The sequence below is a fragment of the Psychrobacter sp. D2 genome (genome assembly GCF_013608135.1).
In the GTDB taxonomy this organism is placed as follows: domain Bacteria; phylum Pseudomonadota; class Gammaproteobacteria; order Pseudomonadales; family Moraxellaceae; genus Psychrobacter; species Psychrobacter cryohalolentis.
The window spans coordinates 365,107-382,682 of record NZ_JACDXZ010000002.1 but is presented as its reverse complement, the minus strand read 5'-3'; the positions used below and the strand labels follow the sequence as shown (position 1 = coordinate 382,682).

Here is a 17,576-nt window from a genome sequence, read left to right as displayed (position 1 = left end):
ACTGCTTGGATAAATTTTGCGAAGCCTCTAGAGTGCGAAGCGCACAGCAAGCGAGAGAAATTTATCCCAGCATAATGCTATTCTGAACGTAACTTTTTCATATTGAACTCACCATAGCAGCATAAAAATGAGTGAGTCTTTCTATTATCAAGGGATTGTATCAAGACATTTGACACCGTAATATAGGGGCACACTTTTTGATGCTAGCAGATTATGACGACTATTTCACCGACACGGGTGTCGATGTATGATTTTCTATATCAAGATACCAAGCCATTGGTGTCATTATTAGCAGATGCAGCAGCGCTGTCATTGCCACAAGCGCGTTTGGCAATGACAGCCAGCTTGCAGGCGATTATCAGCGCCCTTCTCGCGTATCAGCAGCGCCATCAAGGACAAGCTCTAAGCAAAAAGCTATTTGGTCGCAGTGCCGTCAAAGAAATGCGCCAGTACAATTCTATGAATTTTGCTACTCTAAATACAACGTTGTACCATCGCCATGATGCCGCCGATGCGATATTCCATGATAATGCCCGGGTAAGCAAAGCCAGTGAGTATATTGCAGCACAGATTGACGCGACAGCGCCACAAGTACAAATCTTGCTTACTACCCTATGCGTCATTGTGCTACGTGAGCTTGCTATTTTGGTTGAGTATAGCCAACTTGATCATGATGAGGTGAATAAATGGTTCGCCTTACAGCCACAATTTTTGTCCAAAGCGCGTTTTGCTATCCCTGTCTCAAATTTAGCTCTTAACGAATCAGCTGATGATAGCGATGAGGCACAAACCACATTGTCAGCAGTAGAAGCGGTAAAAATAGAGTCAGTAGCTAGCGACGAGCATTATTTATTAATCGCTGAGCAATTGACAGATAACCCGCCAGCTTTTGATCCTTACTGGTATGAGCTGACAGCATTCATAGCCGAACAATTTGAGCCAGTAAAAGACACGCAGTTAGCGACTGGTAACTACTTAAAAGCCATTGGACGCTCAGCTGAAAACATTCAACAAGGTAAACACAATGACTTATTGATGTTTGCACCGATGACGGCTATTGGCTTGCCACATCAACGCTGGCTAGTACAACTGGCTAAAATATCAGAGATATATTTGCAGCGTAATCGATTACGCATTACTTCTGAACCTATCAACCCGCCAAAGCCGCCGTTGGTTAGCTCAGGATTGCTGAGCAGTAATAGCAACAATGATAATACACCAAGCACCCTTAGCGAAAAGCCGATTGAATACGAGGCATCAGTCCCCCTATGGAAAAATCCCGTCATTCTGCTGATTATTCTCGTGATTGGTGGGCTTGGAATATTGGCAACCATCAAATATGAAACGCAAAAATCTAACGGTGTCATACTTGCTACAGAGGAAGTGTTAGAAGAGCGACAGCAGCAAGATGTGGCTATCGTTATGGTGAACGAAGATACCACTGCTGATGATAAAAAATCAAAAGCTGAATAAAACATAGCTATGCTCAAAATAGTATCGTAGAAATTGCTCAGCAAAAAAAAGAGGTGCTATTTATATAGCACCTCTTTTTTGATCGGTCATTTAACAAAATGATTTAAGAAAACCTTCAGCCAAAAATACTTATTTTGACAAATCACGACCACGGCTGGCTTCAATTGCCAAACGTAGACCATTCAGACGAATAAAACCTTCTGCATCTTTTTGATCATAGGCGCCCGCATCATCTTCAAAAGTCGCAATTTTTTCATCAAATAACGAATCATCTGACTTACGACCAACCACGCTTACAGCACCTTTGTATAATTTGACACGTACCGTACCGTTAACATACTCTTGTGACTTATCAATCAGCGCCTGTAGCATCATACGCTCAGGGCTGAACCAATAGCCGTTGTAGATAGTCTTAGCATAACGTGGCATCAGCTCATCTTTTAGATGCGCCGCTTCACGGTCAAGTGTCAATGACTCAATACCACGATGCGCTTTTAACATAATGGTGCCCGCTGGCGTCTCGTAGCAGCCGCGCGACTTCATACCGACGTAACGGTTTTCAACGATATCCAAACGTCCGATACCATGCTTACCACCAATCTCATTAAGCTTAATCATTACTTCATATGGCTTAAGCGCTTCACCATCGATGGCAACGATGTCGCCTTTTTCATACTCTAATTCCAGATATTGGGCTTCATCTGGTGCTTCTTCTGGGCTTACTGACCAGCGCCACATATCATCTTCTGCTTCAGCATACGGATCTTCTAAGATACCGCCTTCATAAGAGATATGTAATAAGTTAGCGTCCATTGAGTATGGGGATTTTTTCTTATTGCCCGCATAGTCGATGGCAATATTATGCTCTTTAGCATATTCCATCAAGCTTTCACGGCTCGATAAATCCCACTCACGCCAAGGCGCGATAGTCACGACGTCTGGAGATAAAGCAACAGCACCAAGCTCAAAGCGTACTTGGTCATTACCTTTACCGGTTGCACCATGGCTGATCGCATCAGCATTATGTTCTTTAGCGATTTCAACCAAACGCTTAGCGATGAGTGGACGCGCGATAGAAGTACCAAGCAGATACTCACCTTCGTAGATGGCATTGGCACGGAACATTGGGAACACGTAATCACGAGCAAATTCTTCGCGCAAGTCTTCAATATGGATATGTTTGATACCCATGGCTTCAGCTTTGGCACGCGCAGGCTCAACTTCTTCACCTTGACCAATATCCGCAGTGAAAGTGATCACTTCTGCATCATAGGTTTCTTGTAGCCATCGAGCGATGATTGAGGTGTCAAGACCCCCCGAATATGCCAACACGATTTTATTAATAGTTTTTGGATCAAGCTGAGCCATGAAACACTCCTAGTATGAGGAATTTAATGATAGGTAAATCGACTATATCACGAGGAAGATAGATTGCTCGCTCAGTGTACATCATATTTACTAACGGCAAAAGTGGCACTGCCATCAGGCGCTGGGTTTTCCCTTATATTTGAGGTTAATTCTATAAATCCGGTTATTTCAAATAACAGTCGCTTTCAAATAACAGTCGCTTTCAAATAACAGCTACTTTCAAATAACAGTCGCTGTAAACAACCCTCATTAAACAACCCTCGTTTTTAACAACGTTCTTAAAACTCTGGCAAAAGTTAATCCGGCAAAAAATCGCTTATCATTTATGTACAGATATTTTTCCGCATATTTAGTCAAGTAGGCAAATCTGTTATGATAGCAGCACAGCAAGACTCCCCCTTCACTCCCGTATATGACGATATAGAGCGCGATAACACCATGACTGATTCGATTAGAGAATTAACCATCCTGCAGCCAGATGATTGGCATATTCATTTGCGCGATGATAAAGCGTTAGCAACCACCGTTCCGCATGCCGCCCAAAGCTTTAACCGCGTCATCTGCATGCCAAACCTTGTGCCACCAGTCAAAAACGTCGACGATGCGCAAGCATATCGCGCGCGTATCATGCAACATCTAGAAATCAGCAATCTGAGCGCTGAGCGTAAAGCATCATTTGACCCGCGCATGACCTTGTATCTCACCGATCATACCACCGCACAAGATATTGAGCTGGCAGCAAAGTCTGGCATCGTACAAGCGGTCAAGCTCTATCCTGCTGGCGCCACTACCAACTCTGCTGATGGCGTCACCGACATCAATGCCTGTGTCAATGTCTTTGAAGCGCTTGAAAAATATAATCTACCTTTGCTGCTACATGGCGAAGTCACTCACGACCATGTTGATATTTTTGATCGTGAAAAGCGCTTTTTGGATGAAGTGATGGTACAAATCATCGCAAAGTTCCCAACCATGAAAATTGTGATGGAGCATATCACCACCAGTGATGCGGCTGATTTTGTCTTGTCACAAGGCAATCAAATTGCTGCCACTATTACGCCGCAGCATTTGATGTTTAACCGCAATCACCTATTGCTTGGCGGTATTAAGCCGCACTTCTATTGCTTGCCTATCTTAAAGCGTGAAAGCCATCAGAAAGTATTGCTTGATGTCGCTACCAGCGGCAACCCAAAATTCTTTTTAGGTACTGATTCTGCGCCTCATGCAACCGATAAAAAAGAAGCGGCTTGTGGCTGTGCTGGCTGCTATAGCGCGGCGACTGCACTACCTTTATATGCCACAGCGTTTGATAGTGTTGGTAAAATTGACAGATTAGAAGGGTTCACCAGTCGTTTTGGTGCACAATTTTACGGTTTACCCGTTAACGAGAGCACTATTACAATTATCAATACGCCGATGCAAATACCAGCAAATTATCCTTACTTTGATGGTAGCTCATTGACTCCACTGATGGCAGGCGAGACATTACCTTGGTCGATCAAAGGATAATTTTGATACTTTTTAACTAAAACCCTTTTTTATAAAGTAAAATTATCTGTATTTTATCCTATGATATCAATGCTATCTGTCCATTGAAAAATAGTATGAGTGTCATAGGAAGTTTATTTTTTTATTAAACACAATAGCCCGACTGATAAAAGCGATTTAACCTGATATGACCATTAAAAAAGATACCGCTTTACCCAAAATAAATGTAGCCGTTCCTATAGATTCGACGACAGAAACGCTAGCACCCATGAAACTAAAAGAGCGTTTTCGGAAATTCCTACCAGTAGTAGTGGATGTTGAAACGGCAGGATTTAACGCGCAAACTGATGCCTTGTTAGAGATTGCCTGTATTCCTGTACTACTGAATGAGCAGGGTGTTTTTTATCCGGGTGAGGCATTCAATGCTCATATCGAACCTTTTGAAGGGGCAAATCTTGAGCCAAGTGCTCTCGCCTTTACCGGCATTGACCCCAACAATCCGCTACGTAAAGCCATTGCTGAAGACGAAAAAACGGCGCTACGTCGTATTTTTAAAGGTTTAAAAGAAGTACGCCGTACTGAAGACTGCCGTCAATGTGTGTTAATCGGACATAATGCACATTTTGATTTGGCATTTTTAAATGCCGCGGTATTACGTACCAATAATAAGAGCCACAATCCTTTCCATAACTTCTCAGTCTTTGATACGGTGACTTTATCAGCACTTGCCTTTGGTCAAACGGTGCTAGCACGCGCCTGTAAAGCCGCAGGACTTGATTTTGATGGTAACGACGCTCATTCTGCACTCTATGATACGCAAAAAACTGCTGAGCTATTTTGTTATATCTTAAATAATTATCCTATGCTCGCTAATGCCATGCACAGCGAGCCTGAAATCATAGAAACTGCGACTGATAATAGCAAATAAATAAGTTATTACAGAGTACGTGTTGCTCGCTACCCATAATAGTGTTATTTGTAAGGTCAGCTAACTTTAACCTTACAATTTAACAGGACGATTTAATCATTTGCGTACATCTTGCTCAAGCGATGATTAGATCTATAGATGGTTTAAGTTACCTACTGTGCTTTTAGCGTCTGTTATAGACGATTAAAGCTTATTATGAGGGACTTTATGATGGAACCACAGTTTAAATTATGGGCGACGATCATCGGCTATATGCTGCTTGCATTAACGATTAGTACTTGTACTTCGTTGTGGATTCGATATCATTTGAAGCGTAATGACCTGCATCCACGTCGCGCGCTTAAAAAAAGATATTTAATTTTAAAAAGACGTAGAAAAAGGCTTGACAGCAAGCGCAGACCCCATTAAAATACGCACCACTTCAGCATAAAGGTGAAAGCAGCTGAAGCGTTGTACTAGTCCCCATCGTCTAGAGGCCTAGGACACCGCCCTTTCACGGCGGTAACGGGGGTTCGAATCCCCCTGGGGACGCCACTATTTGGCGTCACTTATTAGCAAATATGCTTGTTAAGCGTTAGATAAGACTAATAAGCGTACCACTAAAACCCTATCACAACATACTGTGATAGGGTTTTTTTATGTGGATTAGTTTCTACTTTTCAGCATAAAACATATCTATTACGCCTTGTCCGTGCATCCTAACAACCACTTAATACCTGATTGTAAAAACAAAAAAAGCCAGCAATTTATGCTGACTTCATGAATACATATATAGATATATAGATATTTAGAAAATCTTATCGGATAAAATCAGCCACAATAGCGCTAACACAATCAATCCACCCAATATGGTTTGGATCAAGAAAAATGCTTGGTGCTGCCCTACTACTTTGCCTAACGTTAACCCTAGCGTGCTGTATTTTATCGGCTGAGAATCAGTATCACCGGTCACTTCTTGCGCTTCATAATAGCCTTGCAGAATATCTAAAAACTGCTGCCATTCGTTTGACTTCCAGCTATCAGGTCTAAAAGGCATAAAGGCTCTTAGCTTAGGCTCATTAATCATCCAACGCTCAAGCGTAATAGAGCGTAATGACCATCCTTCAAAGCGGCGTTCATCAATCGCTGAAAAATCCAATATTTTTAAATCTTTGTGGCGATCATCTATTAACAAGCGATTTTTAAGGTTGGTCAGTGCTTGCTCAGTACCTTCGACATATTGAAAAAAGTAACCGTTGCCGTAGCAAAGAATACCCGTAATATCATCAATCTTATTCAGCTTATTTGCGACTTCTGCGATATCGTTAAGCGTACTAGAGTTGGATAGACCAGTAGACGTAATGTGGCTCAGATATACAAGCTGGCATAGATCTGGCATTACTGGATTTGTAGAATCAATCGTTGGTGACAATCAGCTTCTCCCTATAATTAGGTAAATGTAGCTAAGACAACCATACTCATTTTTAGAAAAAAACATAGAAGCAAGACGTTTCTAAATACAAATCGGCTTGGTATATTATTGATTTTATAAATATTTATATTAATTGTATTAAGTTGGTTACATCATAGGCTGTTTTAGTGATCAAAGCAATATATGTTTATGGCAAATAACAAGTTGTTAATATTGAACAATATTTAGGAAATATTCATATAAAAAATATCTACAGCTATAAAAAATAATATAGGAAAAATAAACGACCATTTAGTAAATATAAATAATAAAAATTTATGAATATAATTTCATGTCTCAAATTTAATACTAGCTATAAAGCTTGCGACATAAGCCTTACAGAGATAGATACAATGAATATTCGACATTTTTATGACAGAATAAAAAATCTATATAAAATTTATAAAGTTAAAAAATACAGAAAGCAGAGTGTGATAAGAATTTTATGAGCTAGAGACGAATTGAGCCTTGAGAATGGCTGTCAGTAAAATAATATCATCAGGATAAGTCAGTTTGATGTTTTGACGGCTGCCTGTTACCAATCGAATTGGCAGTTGTAAATGCTCAAAAGCACTGGCTTCGTCAGTAATAGCCAGATTATGCTCAGTGACATAGTTCAAGACTTGTTGCAATTGTCCAAGCCTAAATACTTGCGGTGTTTGTGCCTGCCACATATAGCTGCGATCAATGGTTTTTTGAGCATAAGTATGAAGCGTGTCATAACCGCTTTGACGATTAGCAATCTCCGGCTGAGTATTCAGTTGCTGAAGAGATAGTGGAGTTTCATATGCTGGCGTTGATAGTGTGTTAGATGCTATATAAGACTGTTTTAGGGTATCAGCAACCGGTGTCGCTAAAATAGCACCATAAGGCTCTAGCATCGCTGCTTGAATGACGGCATCAATATCATGCGTTGGCACTGCAGGACGAGCTGCATCATGGATCACAACCAAATCCGACTCATCTGCGCCCGCATTAATCATTGCCTCGACTCCTGCCTGCACCGATTGCCAACGTTCAGTACCGCCAATAGCATAATAGATAGGAAGCGCAAAGCTCAGTGTCTGGGCAGTTCTATCATCTTGAGCCACAACCAATAGACATTGATCAATATAATTACTCTCAGCCAGACGTGCCACACTATGCTGTAATAAGGTTTGACCTTGCAGTAAGGTATATTGTTTAGCAATAGACGCGCCAAAGCGACTACCGCGTCCAGCAGCAACGATCATGGCATGGATATTAGGAGTGGTATTCATAAGGCAGTACTCATGGGTTGATTCCATGAAAATAGGATAAGAGAAAAATGGGAATTAAGAGGTATAAAAATGAAAAAAAACTATTATTATCAATAATAGCTCATTGCAACGACTTTAGAATCAATACCGACTGTACGTCAAAATCAATAACGACTATGAGTAGTAGGCGCGGTTGATACTTGTACAAAAGTCTCATTTGGCTTAATCAAACCCAAATCCAAACGAGCATGCTCCTCTACCGCTTCGAGACCAGTCTTTAGATCATTAACATCGGTACGCAGTAAGTTATTTGCTGAGACTTGGTTGTCATTTAAGCGCTGCTGCTCATCCACTTCAGTCAGAAGCTTATTGTGCTCGACGCGACCATTTTCACCTAGCCAATACTGATATTGCAGTCCTGACAGCACGGCAACGGCTAACGCAAGTAGTATAAATTGGCTAAAGTATTTCATAATATAATAACGCCAAACGATATAAAGAGAATATAAACTTGCTGAGCGATATATTTATATATCGCCCAGCGTAAGCGACAATTTTGGCTTATTAACCACGTAATCCGATAAACTCTTCGCGACCACGATAGCTTGCACGTACTTGCTGCTCAATACGTAGTAGTTGATTGTATTTTGCAACGCGATCTGAGCGGCATAATGAGCCAGTTTTTATTTGACCAGCCGCAGTACCTACCGCTAAATCAGCAATGGTGCTGTCTTCCGTTTCGCCTGAACGATGCGAAATAACCGTCGCATAACCGTTTTTCTTCGCCAGATAAATCGCATCTAGCGTTTCTGATAAGGTGCCGATTTGATTAAACTTAATCAAAATCGCATTGGCAATTTTCTTATCAATCCCTTCTTGCAAGATAGCAGGGTTGGTGACAAACAAATCATCACCGACCAACTGTACCTTATCACCGATTTGCTCAGTTAGGTATTTCCAGCCATCCCAATCTGACTCATCAAGACCATCTTCGATAGAGATAATAGGATATTGACGCGCAAGACCCACTAAATAATCTGAGAACCCTTGGCTATCAAAAGATTTGTTGCCCTCGCCTGCCAAGACGTATTTGCCATTTTTATAGAACTCAGTAGCAGCACAATCTAAAGCTAAGTGAATATCTTTACCAGCTGTGTAGCCTACTTGCTCAATGGCTTGCATGATAACGGTAATAGCTTCTTCGTTGCTGCGAAGATTTGGCGCAAAGCCGCCTTCATCACCAACAGCAGTATTCAAGCCTTGCGACTTTAAAACAGACTTTAAGCTATGAAAGATTTCAGTACCAGCACGTAATGCTTCTGAGAAGCTGCTAAAACCAACCGGCTCAATCATAAACTCTTGAATATCGACGGTATTGTCCGCGTGCTCGCCACCATTAATGATATTCATCATCGGTACAGGCATCGTCAGCGACGTCTGGTTGCGCAGATCAGCGATATACTGATGTAATGGCAGACTCTGTGACTTAGCAGCCGCTTTAGCAACCGCAAGTGAAACTGCTAGTATGGCATTGGCACCAAGATTGTCTTTGTTTTCTGTACCGTCTAGCGCAATCATTGCATCATCAATGGCTTGCTGAGCAGTAACATCTTTGTCCATCAAAGCACTGCGGATTTGGCTATTGACGTTAGCTACCGCCTTTTTGACACCTTTACCCATATAGCGGCTTTGATCGCCATCACGTAGCTCAAGCGCCTCACGTGAGCCAGTCGATGCGCCGCTTGGAGCAGCAGCACGGCCAATAGTGCCATCAGCTAAAATTACATCAGCTTCAATCGTTGGGTTACCACGCGAGTCTAAAATCTCACGAGCGCGAATGTCTTTAATTGCGGTGACGTTGTTGGTTTCTTCAGCGTACATAATGTCTGTTAATTCCTTTGGTCATGCCAAGTTTATGAGATAAATAACGGCAACTAGAATACAAAAAAGATAAAGCAGAATATCGTATAGTAATGCGCAAAAAAAGCTTTAGTGATTAATACAATCGGCTCATTTTAAACGTAATCAAAGGTTTATTTCATCCCTTAACCATTAGCTATAGTGCTTGGTATCATAGCATAAATTTTGCCAAACTTCCCTTATCTTAAAGCAACGGACGGTCATAAAATCGCCAATCACTAGTCAAATGAGCCACTATCAATTTATCTCAGTACCTATGATATCAAACGTCATATAACTCTTACGCTTTTGTTAGACGATCTGCTTTAGTGTGGGAGTCTGATACAGTATTATTCAGCTCAACCTTGGTCTTAAAACGGGTTAAGCGTAGGGCATTCATCAGTACTGAAATCGAGCTAAGCGCCATAGCAGCAGCGGCAATCATAGGATTCAAAAAGCCAAAAGCAGCGAGCGGAATACCAAGACAATTATAGATAAAGGCAAAAAACAGATTTTGTTTGATATTACGCAGCGTGGCATTCGCAATTTTTTGCGCTGCGTCGATATGCATCAGCGACTCACCCATCAAGCGCGCAGAGGCACTATGTTGGGCGACATCCGTGCCTTCAAACATGGCAAAGCTGGCATCGGCAGTTGCCATCGCTGGGGCATCATTGACCCCATCTCCTGCCATAGCGACTTTATGACCCGCTGTTTGCAGTAGAGCAATTTGGCTGGCCTTGTCACGTGGACTCATCTTGCCATACGCTTTTTCGATACCAAGCTGTCCGGCAACGTGATCGACGACAGATTGTTTATCACCGCTCATCAAAATGACATTAATACCCGCATCTTGTAGCGCAGTAATCGCTTGCGGCGTATCTGATTTTAAGTCATCTGCTAATGCAAATGCGCCTAGTGCTTCATCGTTAATACTAATCGCAACAGTACTGGCAATTTGCCATACCTTTGGCATCAATTTAGGCAATACAAGATTGGCAAACTCTGCTGTGCCAACCTTTACCACACCTAAGCCTTCAATATTTGCCTGTATACCTGCGCCTTTGATAACGCTGATATCAGACACATCGAATAAGGATAAACCACGTGCTGTCGCTGCATTAACCAAAGCAGTTGCAAGCGGATGACTGGCATGTACTTCAATACTTGCGGCAATCTGTAGTACATCATCAACCGCTATTGATTTATCGACCATAACTTCATCGACAATGGTCGGTTTACCAATGGTCAAGGTACCTGTTTTATCGAGCACTACTGTATCGATATTGCCTGCCGCTTCTAGGCTTTGCGCATCTTTAAACCAAACACCGTGACGCGCAGCCACGCCCATACCTGCCATGATTGCAGCTGGTGTCGCCAAACCAAGCGCACATGGACAAGCAATGACCAACACCGATACCGCGTGCATCAAAGCGGTATCGAGCATCCCGGTCAGCCACCATGTCACACCAAAGGTAACCAGTGCAATCACTACCACAACGGGCACAAAGACCGCAGTGACTCTATCAGCAAGGCGTGCCAAATTGGCTTTTGAGCCTTGGGCATCGCTTAATGCTTGTACCATATCACCAAGCTTTGTATCACTACCCTTGGCATTGACGCGATATAACAAGCTACCGTTTTCGACCAAGGCACCCGCTAATAATCCATCGCCTACTTCTTTCTTAAGCGGTACTGACTCACCGGTTAAATGACTCTCGACACACCAACCAGCACCATCGATGACCGTCCCATCGGTTGCAACGCGGCTACCTTGTTTGGCACGCAAAATATCACCTACTTGTACCTCTTTGAGAGCGATATTTTTAAACTCACCATTTGACTGCTGTTGCTCAACTTCGTCTGGTGTCAGCGATAATAGTAAATCAATACTATTCAGACTGTGCTTTTTAGTGCGCTCTTCAAGATATTTACCGGTGCGCACAAAAGCAATGACCATCACGCCTGCTTCAAAATATACCGCAGGACTGCCACTCGCACCATGACCGCCAGTATGCCCACTTTGCAACAGACTGTTTAAGCTACCATCACCATGGGTCAGCCACAGATACGTTGAATACGCCCAAATGGTTACCGTACCGATGACGACCAGTACGTCCATATTGGCAAGACCGCCTCTAATAGACGCCCAAGCACTTTTATAAAATGGTAAAGCAAATCCAAACTGTACAATGGTCGCTAGGATAAACTGCATCCAAATCGGCGGCATCCATGCCATACCCTGCCCAAAGAGCATACCTGCCATACCAATTAAAAACGGCACCAAACAGACCCATAGTCCAATCAAACGCCATGGATACTGAGTGCTTGCATCCTCATCTTTTTGAGCAAACAAGCTATCAGCCGCCTGTAAATTGGCGACAAAACCCGTTTTGTTGACCCATTCCGTCACCTGCTCTGCCGTCGTCTGTGTCGGATCATAATCCACATTGGCGGTCTCGCCTGCGAAGTTCACGCTGACCTCATAGACTGATGGCTTTTTATTCAAAACCTTTTCAATCCGTGATGCACAGGCCTGACACGTCATACCCTCTATCGCCAGCTGCAAGTGCGCACGCTGCGGCGTAAGCGGGGTATTAGACTGAATATCAGTCTCAACATCGTAAGAATTATGGGTATTAGTACGGGTAGAATCATTCATAAATAAAACTCGTTATGGCGTTTATAAATTTGTATGAGCTATAAAAATCTATCAGTGGAGGAATAAAAACCCAAATCAAACAAGCAGTACATTCTAAAGATTAATATCATATTGTTTTTCAGAGCATCTAAATAGTAGTCATCTTAGTGTATCAACCTATATATTAAATGGTCATGATTAGCGCCAATTCAACTATTTCAGCCGACCAATTATTTCAGATTAAAAGGACATGTTGCAGAAATAAGAGAGCTGAGAACACTACTCTGATAGCCATAGTTTTTAACCATTAAAAAACCAGCCACAATAGCTGGTTTGTTTATAACAAAGCATAAAATTAAGCGTTGGTAACAGTGGCATCAAAGCCTGCGTCATCAATAGCAGCAGCAATCGTCTCTGCACTGGTTTTGCTATCATCAAAGGTGACTGTCGCTTGATTGTCTGCAAGCTCGATACTGATGTCATCTAAACCATCGATATCAGCGGTGGCGTTATGGACGCTTGCCACACAGCCACCACAAGTCATGCCATCAATTTTAATAATACGGGTTTGGTTTGCCATGAGAGGCTCCTTATTTTTATCTGTGAATAAATGGTTTGTATACTTTAATGGTATAAGACTTTATTAAAATAGCCAAGACCAGCATAAGAGCTATTGGCGTTGACCACAAGTCAGTTTGGTTATACTTTTATAAATCTAATCATGATAACGTGGATTTTGCGGGGCATCGATAGGAAATGGTTGAGTGACATAATCGACCATACTAATCGCAGCGGTAAAGGCATGGATACTGGTTTTGGCATCATCATAACGCACTAACGCCATATGACTGTTAGCATCTAACTCAATAGCGGTGACGCCCGTTATATTCTTCAAAGCGGTCATGATGCTATCTAAACCTTCTGAATCATTGATATTTTCAATGCTTACTTGTGCCACTTTAATTGCCACTGTCTTATCCTCACATTACTTATGATATTAATGAGTATCCAAAGTCTCAAAGCCTTTGACCAAGTCATCAAGCTGTTTAAGCTGGCGTAAGAAAGGCTCTAATTGGCTCATACGTAGCGCACAAGGACCATCACATTTTGCCACTTCTGGATTTGGATGCGCCTCTAAAAACAATCCTGCAATCCCTGTTGCCATGCCAGCACGTGCCAGCGTGGTGATCTGCTCACGGCGACCACCTGCACTATCACTACGGCCGCCTGGCTGCTGCAAACTATGCGTCACATCAAAGAACACTGGTATCTCCATCTGCTTCATGGTATCAAAACCCAGCATATCAACCACTAGGTTATTATAACCAAAGGCACTACCGCGCTCACACAGGATAAGCTTATCGTTACCGCCCTCAAGACATTTATTGACGATATGACGCATCTCATGTGGGGCTAAAAACTGCGCTTTTTTAATATTAATAATCGCATCCGTCTTCGCCATCGCATGTACTAAATCCGTCTGACGGGATAAAAACGCAGGCAACTGGATAATATCAGCTACTTCAGCGACTGGTGCCGCTTGATAAGGTTCGTGGACATCCGTAATAATCGGTACTTGGAATTTTTCTTTGATTTGCCCAAGCCAATCGATACCTTTCTCTAGCCCCGGACCACGATACGAGGTCAAACTTGAGCGATTGGCCTTATCAAAACTGGCTTTAAACACATAGCCGATACCCAAACGCTGGCAAATATCGACATACTGCTCAGCGATCTCAAATGCCATCTCTTTAGACTCTAAAACATTCATGCCACCGAATAAGACAAATGGCTGATCATTACCGATACTGATGTTTTTATTATCAGGTGTATTAAGCTGAATATGCGACTGCGCGGTTAGTAGGTTTTCCATTGAGTAGGTATCCTCTTTATTGTTATCTCTTATTGTAACCGATAGGTCAATTAAAAAAAGGCTATAAGCGTAATTAGCGGCAAACCATTAGAAAAATCAGCATGCAAACCACTGCCAAAAAATCAGCCAAAAAAAAGACCAATCCGAAGATCAGTCTGTTTATATCAAAAGCACTTATAACTTAACGATTATTTCGCTTCACTATAATTCTTCGCCGCTTTTACAAAGCTATTGAACAATGGATGACCACCGCGTGGCGAGCTGGTAAATTCTGGATGGAACTGTACCGCAACAAACCATGGATGATCAGCAAGTTCAACTGACTCAACTAGGTGCTGCTTAGCAGAATAACCTGATACCGTCATTCCTGCTTGCTCTAATGGCTCGATATAGCGGTTATTCATCTCATAGCGATGGCGATGACGCTCAGTTATATTGTTAGCACCGTAGATTTGTGCAAGCTTACTACCAGCGACCAGCTCAGCTTGCTGCGCGCCTAAACGCATCGTACCACCAAGGTCTGAATCATCACTACGAATCTGCAATTCGCCGCGCTCATCTAACCATTCGGTAATCAAGCCAATAATAGGCTCAGCTGTTTTACGATCAAATTCAGAAGAGTTGGCATCGATATGTAGCACGTTACGCGCATATTCAATCACTGCAAGCTGCATACCTAAACAGATACCTAAATAAGGTACGTTGTTTTCGCGAGCATAGGTAATGGCTTTGATCTTACCCATCGTACCGCGCTCACCAAAGCCGCCTGGTACCAAGATGGCATCAGCATTATGCAGTTGCGCTAGTAAGCTGTCATCGTCTTCTAAACGTTCAGCATCGATATAATCAATTTTGACGTCGGCTTTGTGAGTAATACCGGCATGTAACAATGCTTCATTGATTGATTTATAGGCATCTGGTAATTCAACATATTTACCAACCATGGCTACCGTTACCGTCGACTCAGGATTCAGCTGCGCTTCGACAACCTTATCCCAATCGCTCAAATCTGCTTCTGGTAAATCAAGACCAAAACGCTCACAGATTAAATCATCGAGATCTTGTTCATGTAAGGTACGTGGAATCTGATAAATACTTTGCGCATCTTCACACATAATGACCGCACGCTCTTCAACGTTGGTAAATAGTGCAATCTTGCGACGATTGTCTTGTGAGATATGATGATCAGAGCGGCAAATCAAGATATCAGGCTGCAAACCGATAGAACGCAGCTCTTTGACTGAATGCTGAGTTGGTTTAGTCTTAGTTTCACCTGCACTGGCGATATAAGGCACCAGTGTAAGATGCATCAGCATGGCACGATTGCGACCAAGCTCGACTTGCATTTGACGTACTGCTTCCATAAAAGGTAACGACTCGATGTCACCTACGGTACCGCCAATCTCGATGATAGCGACATCATAGCCTTCGCCACTGGCAAGAATTTTACTCTTAATCTCATCCGTAATATGCGGAATCACCTGCACCGTACCGCCCAAATATTCACCACGGCGCTCTTTATTTAAGACATTTTGATAGATGCGACCACTGGTGAAGTTGTTGCTTTTGCTCATCTTTGAATGGCGTAAAAAACGCTCATAATAGCCCAAGTCCAAATCTGTCTCGGCGCCATCTTCAGTCACGAATACCTCACCATGCTGAAACGGGCTCATCGTGCCTGGATCAACGTTGATATACGGATCCATTTTGGTCATGGTCACGTTTACGCCACGTGCTTCTAAGACGGCAGCAAGGGAAGCTGCGGTGATACCTTTTCCTAGTGAGGACACTACCCCACCGGTCACAAATATAAACTTGGTCATAGTACTCTGTCGGTAATTGGTAAAGAAGGATTTTACTAAAAATACGTCAAAAAATATAGGGCAAAAGCACAAACTATTCGAAACTCTTCATTTTTAGCACATGTCTATTATAACTCACTACAGCGTTAAAAAAGCCATAACAAAAAAAAACTCACCCCGAAGGATGAGTTTTTTTATTCAGATTCTAATGGTTAGATTAGAATTTGTATTCTAGACCAGTACCAACTACGAATACTTCAGCATCACCAACTATAGTACCAGCTTTATCTCTGCGAATATTTTCAGCATCATTCATACCAGCATAGGCATGAGCAATGATGTTATCTTTATACATATATTTGCCACCAACAACGATTTGATCTGAGTCAGAGTTATCCCAACCGTTTAAGTTCTTAGTTTTGTTATACTGTGTATAGATAGACGCTGGGCGTGCAAAGTTAGTTAGTCCCATTTCAGCACTAACTACTAAGCCTTTTTCTTTTTCAGTAGTACGGGAGTAATCGAAATCAGCTACTTGATATAGTGCGCCTAATGTTACCGGAGCAGCAATAAATTTACCTAGATCTACAGTAGCCGTACCACGGACGATATCACCTTTGATGTTGTTATCTTTGTCATAAGCAACACCAGCAGTGAAGCCAGTACCTTGATCAAACATCAAAGCAGCACCAAATCCATCATCTTTACTTTTATCTGCAAGTATATTTGATTTTTCAGAGCTATACATTAAGGCTAATTCTAATGGTAGACCGTTATATTTAGGCGCAGTCCAGATTACTGAGCTGTTGATACGACCACTATCAGCCATGTTTAAAGCTTCAACAACGTCGTCTTCCATCTCGTTAGTACCTAGATTGTCCCAATAACCTTGGTTTACAACTACGTTATCGATACGAGCTAGCGTTGATTGGTTTTTACCAGCACGGATTTCACCAAATTGCTTATTCTTCAAACCAAGGAACGTATCACGGTTAGAGAATGTAGCGCCATCACCATCGATGCTTGTGCCATATTCCAACTGATAGATCACATCAGTGTTAGCAGTCATGGCTTCAGAGCCTTTAAAGCCTAAACGTGAAGAATGAGAATTGATTTCCACTGTATCTTCATCGCGATCATTCACACTAAGAGGCGCATCAAATTCAGCATTAATATAGTCCATAGCAACGAAAGCTTTACCATAAACAGTTGGTGCTGCATTGGCTGCAGATACAGATAGGGCAGCGATTGCTGTAGCTAAAAGTAGTTTTTTCATGGGGGTATCTCCACTTTACAATTTTAGTAATGAGCGAGCTATTATTAGCTAGTGCCCAAATGGTATCGTCACAAATCTTCAAAGATATAATGTGTAACTGGCTACCGAGATTAGTCAGAAACAAGTGTGGCGAAGTTCTA

At 42.2% G+C, this 17,576-nt stretch carries 14 protein-coding genes and 1 tRNA gene; 4 read left to right on the top strand and 11 right to left on the bottom strand.

Annotation, left to right across the window (positions count from 1 at the left end):
• The first annotated feature begins 213 nt into the window (after window positions 1–213).
• The gene (locus tag H0262_RS04320; protein ID WP_181209812.1) at window positions 214–1,473 is read left to right on the top strand and encodes a hypothetical protein; all 1,260 of its coding nucleotides are present in this window, start codon (window positions 214–216) and stop codon (window positions 1,471–1,473) included.
• Window positions 1,474–1,602: 129 nt separating this feature from the next.
• On the opposite strand, the gene H0262_RS04315 is transcribed toward H0262_RS04320, so the two are convergent.
• Window positions 1,603–2,841: an argininosuccinate synthase gene (locus H0262_RS04315; protein WP_011514184.1), complete on the bottom strand. Its 1,239-nt coding sequence runs from the start codon at window positions 2,839–2,841 to the stop codon at window positions 1,603–1,605.
• Between the two features lie 438 nt (window positions 2,842–3,279).
• Here H0262_RS04315 and pyrC point away from each other — a divergent pair, with 438 nt between their 5' ends.
• The 3 genes from pyrC (at window position 3,280) to H0262_RS04300 (ending at window position 5,791) form a co-directional block, all read left to right on the top strand.
• Window positions 3,280–4,350, top strand: a complete 1,071-nt coding sequence (pyrC, locus tag H0262_RS04310; RefSeq protein WP_181209877.1) for a dihydroorotase — start codon at window positions 3,280–3,282, stop codon at window positions 4,348–4,350.
• 166 nt (window positions 4,351–4,516) lie between these two features.
• Entirely contained in the window at window positions 4,517–5,257 is a 741-nt protein-coding gene (gene rnt / locus H0262_RS04305) for a ribonuclease T (protein ID WP_181209811.1), read from the top strand.
• A 458-nt stretch (window positions 5,258–5,715) separates the two neighbouring features.
• Window positions 5,716–5,791 (top strand) — tRNA-Glu (locus H0262_RS04300).
• Between the two features lie 253 nt (window positions 5,792–6,044).
• Here the strand turns inward: H0262_RS04300 and H0262_RS04295 are convergent.
• The 10 genes from H0262_RS04295 to H0262_RS04250 all read right to left on the bottom strand — a co-directional run bounded on the left by H0262_RS04295 (window position 6,045) and on the right by H0262_RS04250 (window position 17,436).
• The gene (locus tag H0262_RS04295; RefSeq protein WP_259275395.1) at window positions 6,045–6,668 is read right to left on the bottom strand and encodes a BLUF domain-containing protein; all 624 of its coding nucleotides are present in this window, start codon (window positions 6,666–6,668) and stop codon (window positions 6,045–6,047) included.
• A 482-nt stretch (window positions 6,669–7,150) separates the two neighbouring features.
• The gene (locus H0262_RS04290; RefSeq protein ID WP_181209810.1) at window positions 7,151–7,993 is read right to left on the bottom strand and encodes a 2-C-methyl-D-erythritol 4-phosphate cytidylyltransferase; all 843 of its coding nucleotides are present in this window, start codon (window positions 7,991–7,993) and stop codon (window positions 7,151–7,153) included.
• A 116-nt stretch (window positions 7,994–8,109) separates the two neighbouring features.
• Window positions 8,110–8,418 (bottom strand): septum formation initiator family protein, encoded by a 309-nt coding sequence (locus H0262_RS04285; RefSeq protein WP_020444053.1) that lies wholly within the window; start codon window positions 8,416–8,418, stop codon window positions 8,110–8,112.
• 91 nt (window positions 8,419–8,509) lie between these two features.
• Window positions 8,510–9,826: a phosphopyruvate hydratase gene (gene eno / locus H0262_RS04280; RefSeq protein WP_181209809.1), complete on the bottom strand. Its 1,317-nt coding sequence runs from the start codon at window positions 9,824–9,826 to the stop codon at window positions 8,510–8,512.
• A 319-nt stretch (window positions 9,827–10,145) separates the two neighbouring features.
• The gene (locus H0262_RS04275; protein ID WP_181209808.1) at window positions 10,146–12,506 is read right to left on the bottom strand and encodes a cation-translocating P-type ATPase; all 2,361 of its coding nucleotides are present in this window, start codon (window positions 12,504–12,506) and stop codon (window positions 10,146–10,148) included.
• Window positions 12,507–12,840: 334 nt separating this feature from the next.
• On the bottom strand, window positions 12,841–13,065 hold the full coding sequence (locus tag H0262_RS04270; protein ID WP_020444055.1) for a heavy-metal-associated domain-containing protein: 225 nt from the start codon (window positions 13,063–13,065) through the stop codon (window positions 12,841–12,843).
• 135 nt (window positions 13,066–13,200) lie between these two features.
• Entirely contained in the window at window positions 13,201–13,455 is a 255-nt protein-coding gene (locus H0262_RS04265) for a hypothetical protein (protein ID WP_181209807.1), read from the bottom strand.
• Between the two features lie 27 nt (window positions 13,456–13,482).
• Window positions 13,483–14,358 (bottom strand): 3-deoxy-8-phosphooctulonate synthase, encoded by an 876-nt coding sequence (gene kdsA, locus H0262_RS04260; protein ID WP_011514194.1) that lies wholly within the window; start codon window positions 14,356–14,358, stop codon window positions 13,483–13,485.
• Window positions 14,359–14,546: 188 nt separating this feature from the next.
• Entirely contained in the window at window positions 14,547–16,181 is a 1,635-nt protein-coding gene (locus tag H0262_RS04255; protein WP_011514195.1) for a CTP synthase, read from the bottom strand.
• Between the two features lie 196 nt (window positions 16,182–16,377).
• Window positions 16,378–17,436, bottom strand: coding sequence for a porin (locus tag H0262_RS04250; protein WP_181209806.1), 1,059 nt, complete (start codon window positions 17,434–17,436; stop codon window positions 16,378–16,380).
• Between the last annotated feature and the right edge of the window lie 140 nt (window positions 17,437–17,576).

Excerpts from the sequence above, each read along its gene's own strand:
- H0262_RS04320 (WP_181209812.1), top strand. The coding sequence starts at position 214 with ATGACGACTATTTCACCGACACGGGTGTCGATGTATGATTTTCTATAT.
- H0262_RS04315 (WP_011514184.1), bottom strand. The coding sequence starts at position 2,841 with ATGGCTCAGCTTGATCCAAAAACTATTAATAAAATCGTGTTGGCATAT.
- pyrC (WP_181209877.1), top strand. The coding sequence starts at position 3,280 with ATGACTGATTCGATTAGAGAATTAACCATCCTGCAGCCAGATGATTGG.
- rnt (WP_181209811.1), top strand. The coding sequence starts at position 4,517 with ATGACCATTAAAAAAGATACCGCTTTACCCAAAATAAATGTAGCCGTT.
- H0262_RS04290 (WP_181209810.1), bottom strand. The coding sequence starts at position 7,993 with ATGGAATCAACCCATGAGTACTGCCTTATGAATACCACTCCTAATATC.
- H0262_RS04285 (WP_020444053.1), bottom strand. The coding sequence starts at position 8,418 with ATGAAATACTTTAGCCAATTTATACTACTTGCGTTAGCCGTTGCCGTG.
- eno (WP_181209809.1), bottom strand. The coding sequence starts at position 9,826 with ATGTACGCTGAAGAAACCAACAACGTCACCGCAATTAAAGACATTCGC.
- H0262_RS04275 (WP_181209808.1), bottom strand. The coding sequence starts at position 12,506 with ATGAATGATTCTACCCGTACTAATACCCATAATTCTTACGATGTTGAG.
- H0262_RS04270 (WP_020444055.1), bottom strand. The coding sequence starts at position 13,065 with ATGGCAAACCAAACCCGTATTATTAAAATTGATGGCATGACTTGTGGT.
- kdsA (WP_011514194.1), bottom strand. The coding sequence starts at position 14,358 with ATGGAAAACCTACTAACCGCGCAGTCGCATATTCAGCTTAATACACCT.
- H0262_RS04255 (WP_011514195.1), bottom strand. The coding sequence starts at position 16,181 with ATGACCAAGTTTATATTTGTGACCGGTGGGGTAGTGTCCTCACTAGGA.
- H0262_RS04250 (WP_181209806.1), bottom strand. The coding sequence starts at position 17,436 with ATGAAAAAACTACTTTTAGCTACAGCAATCGCTGCCCTATCTGTATCT.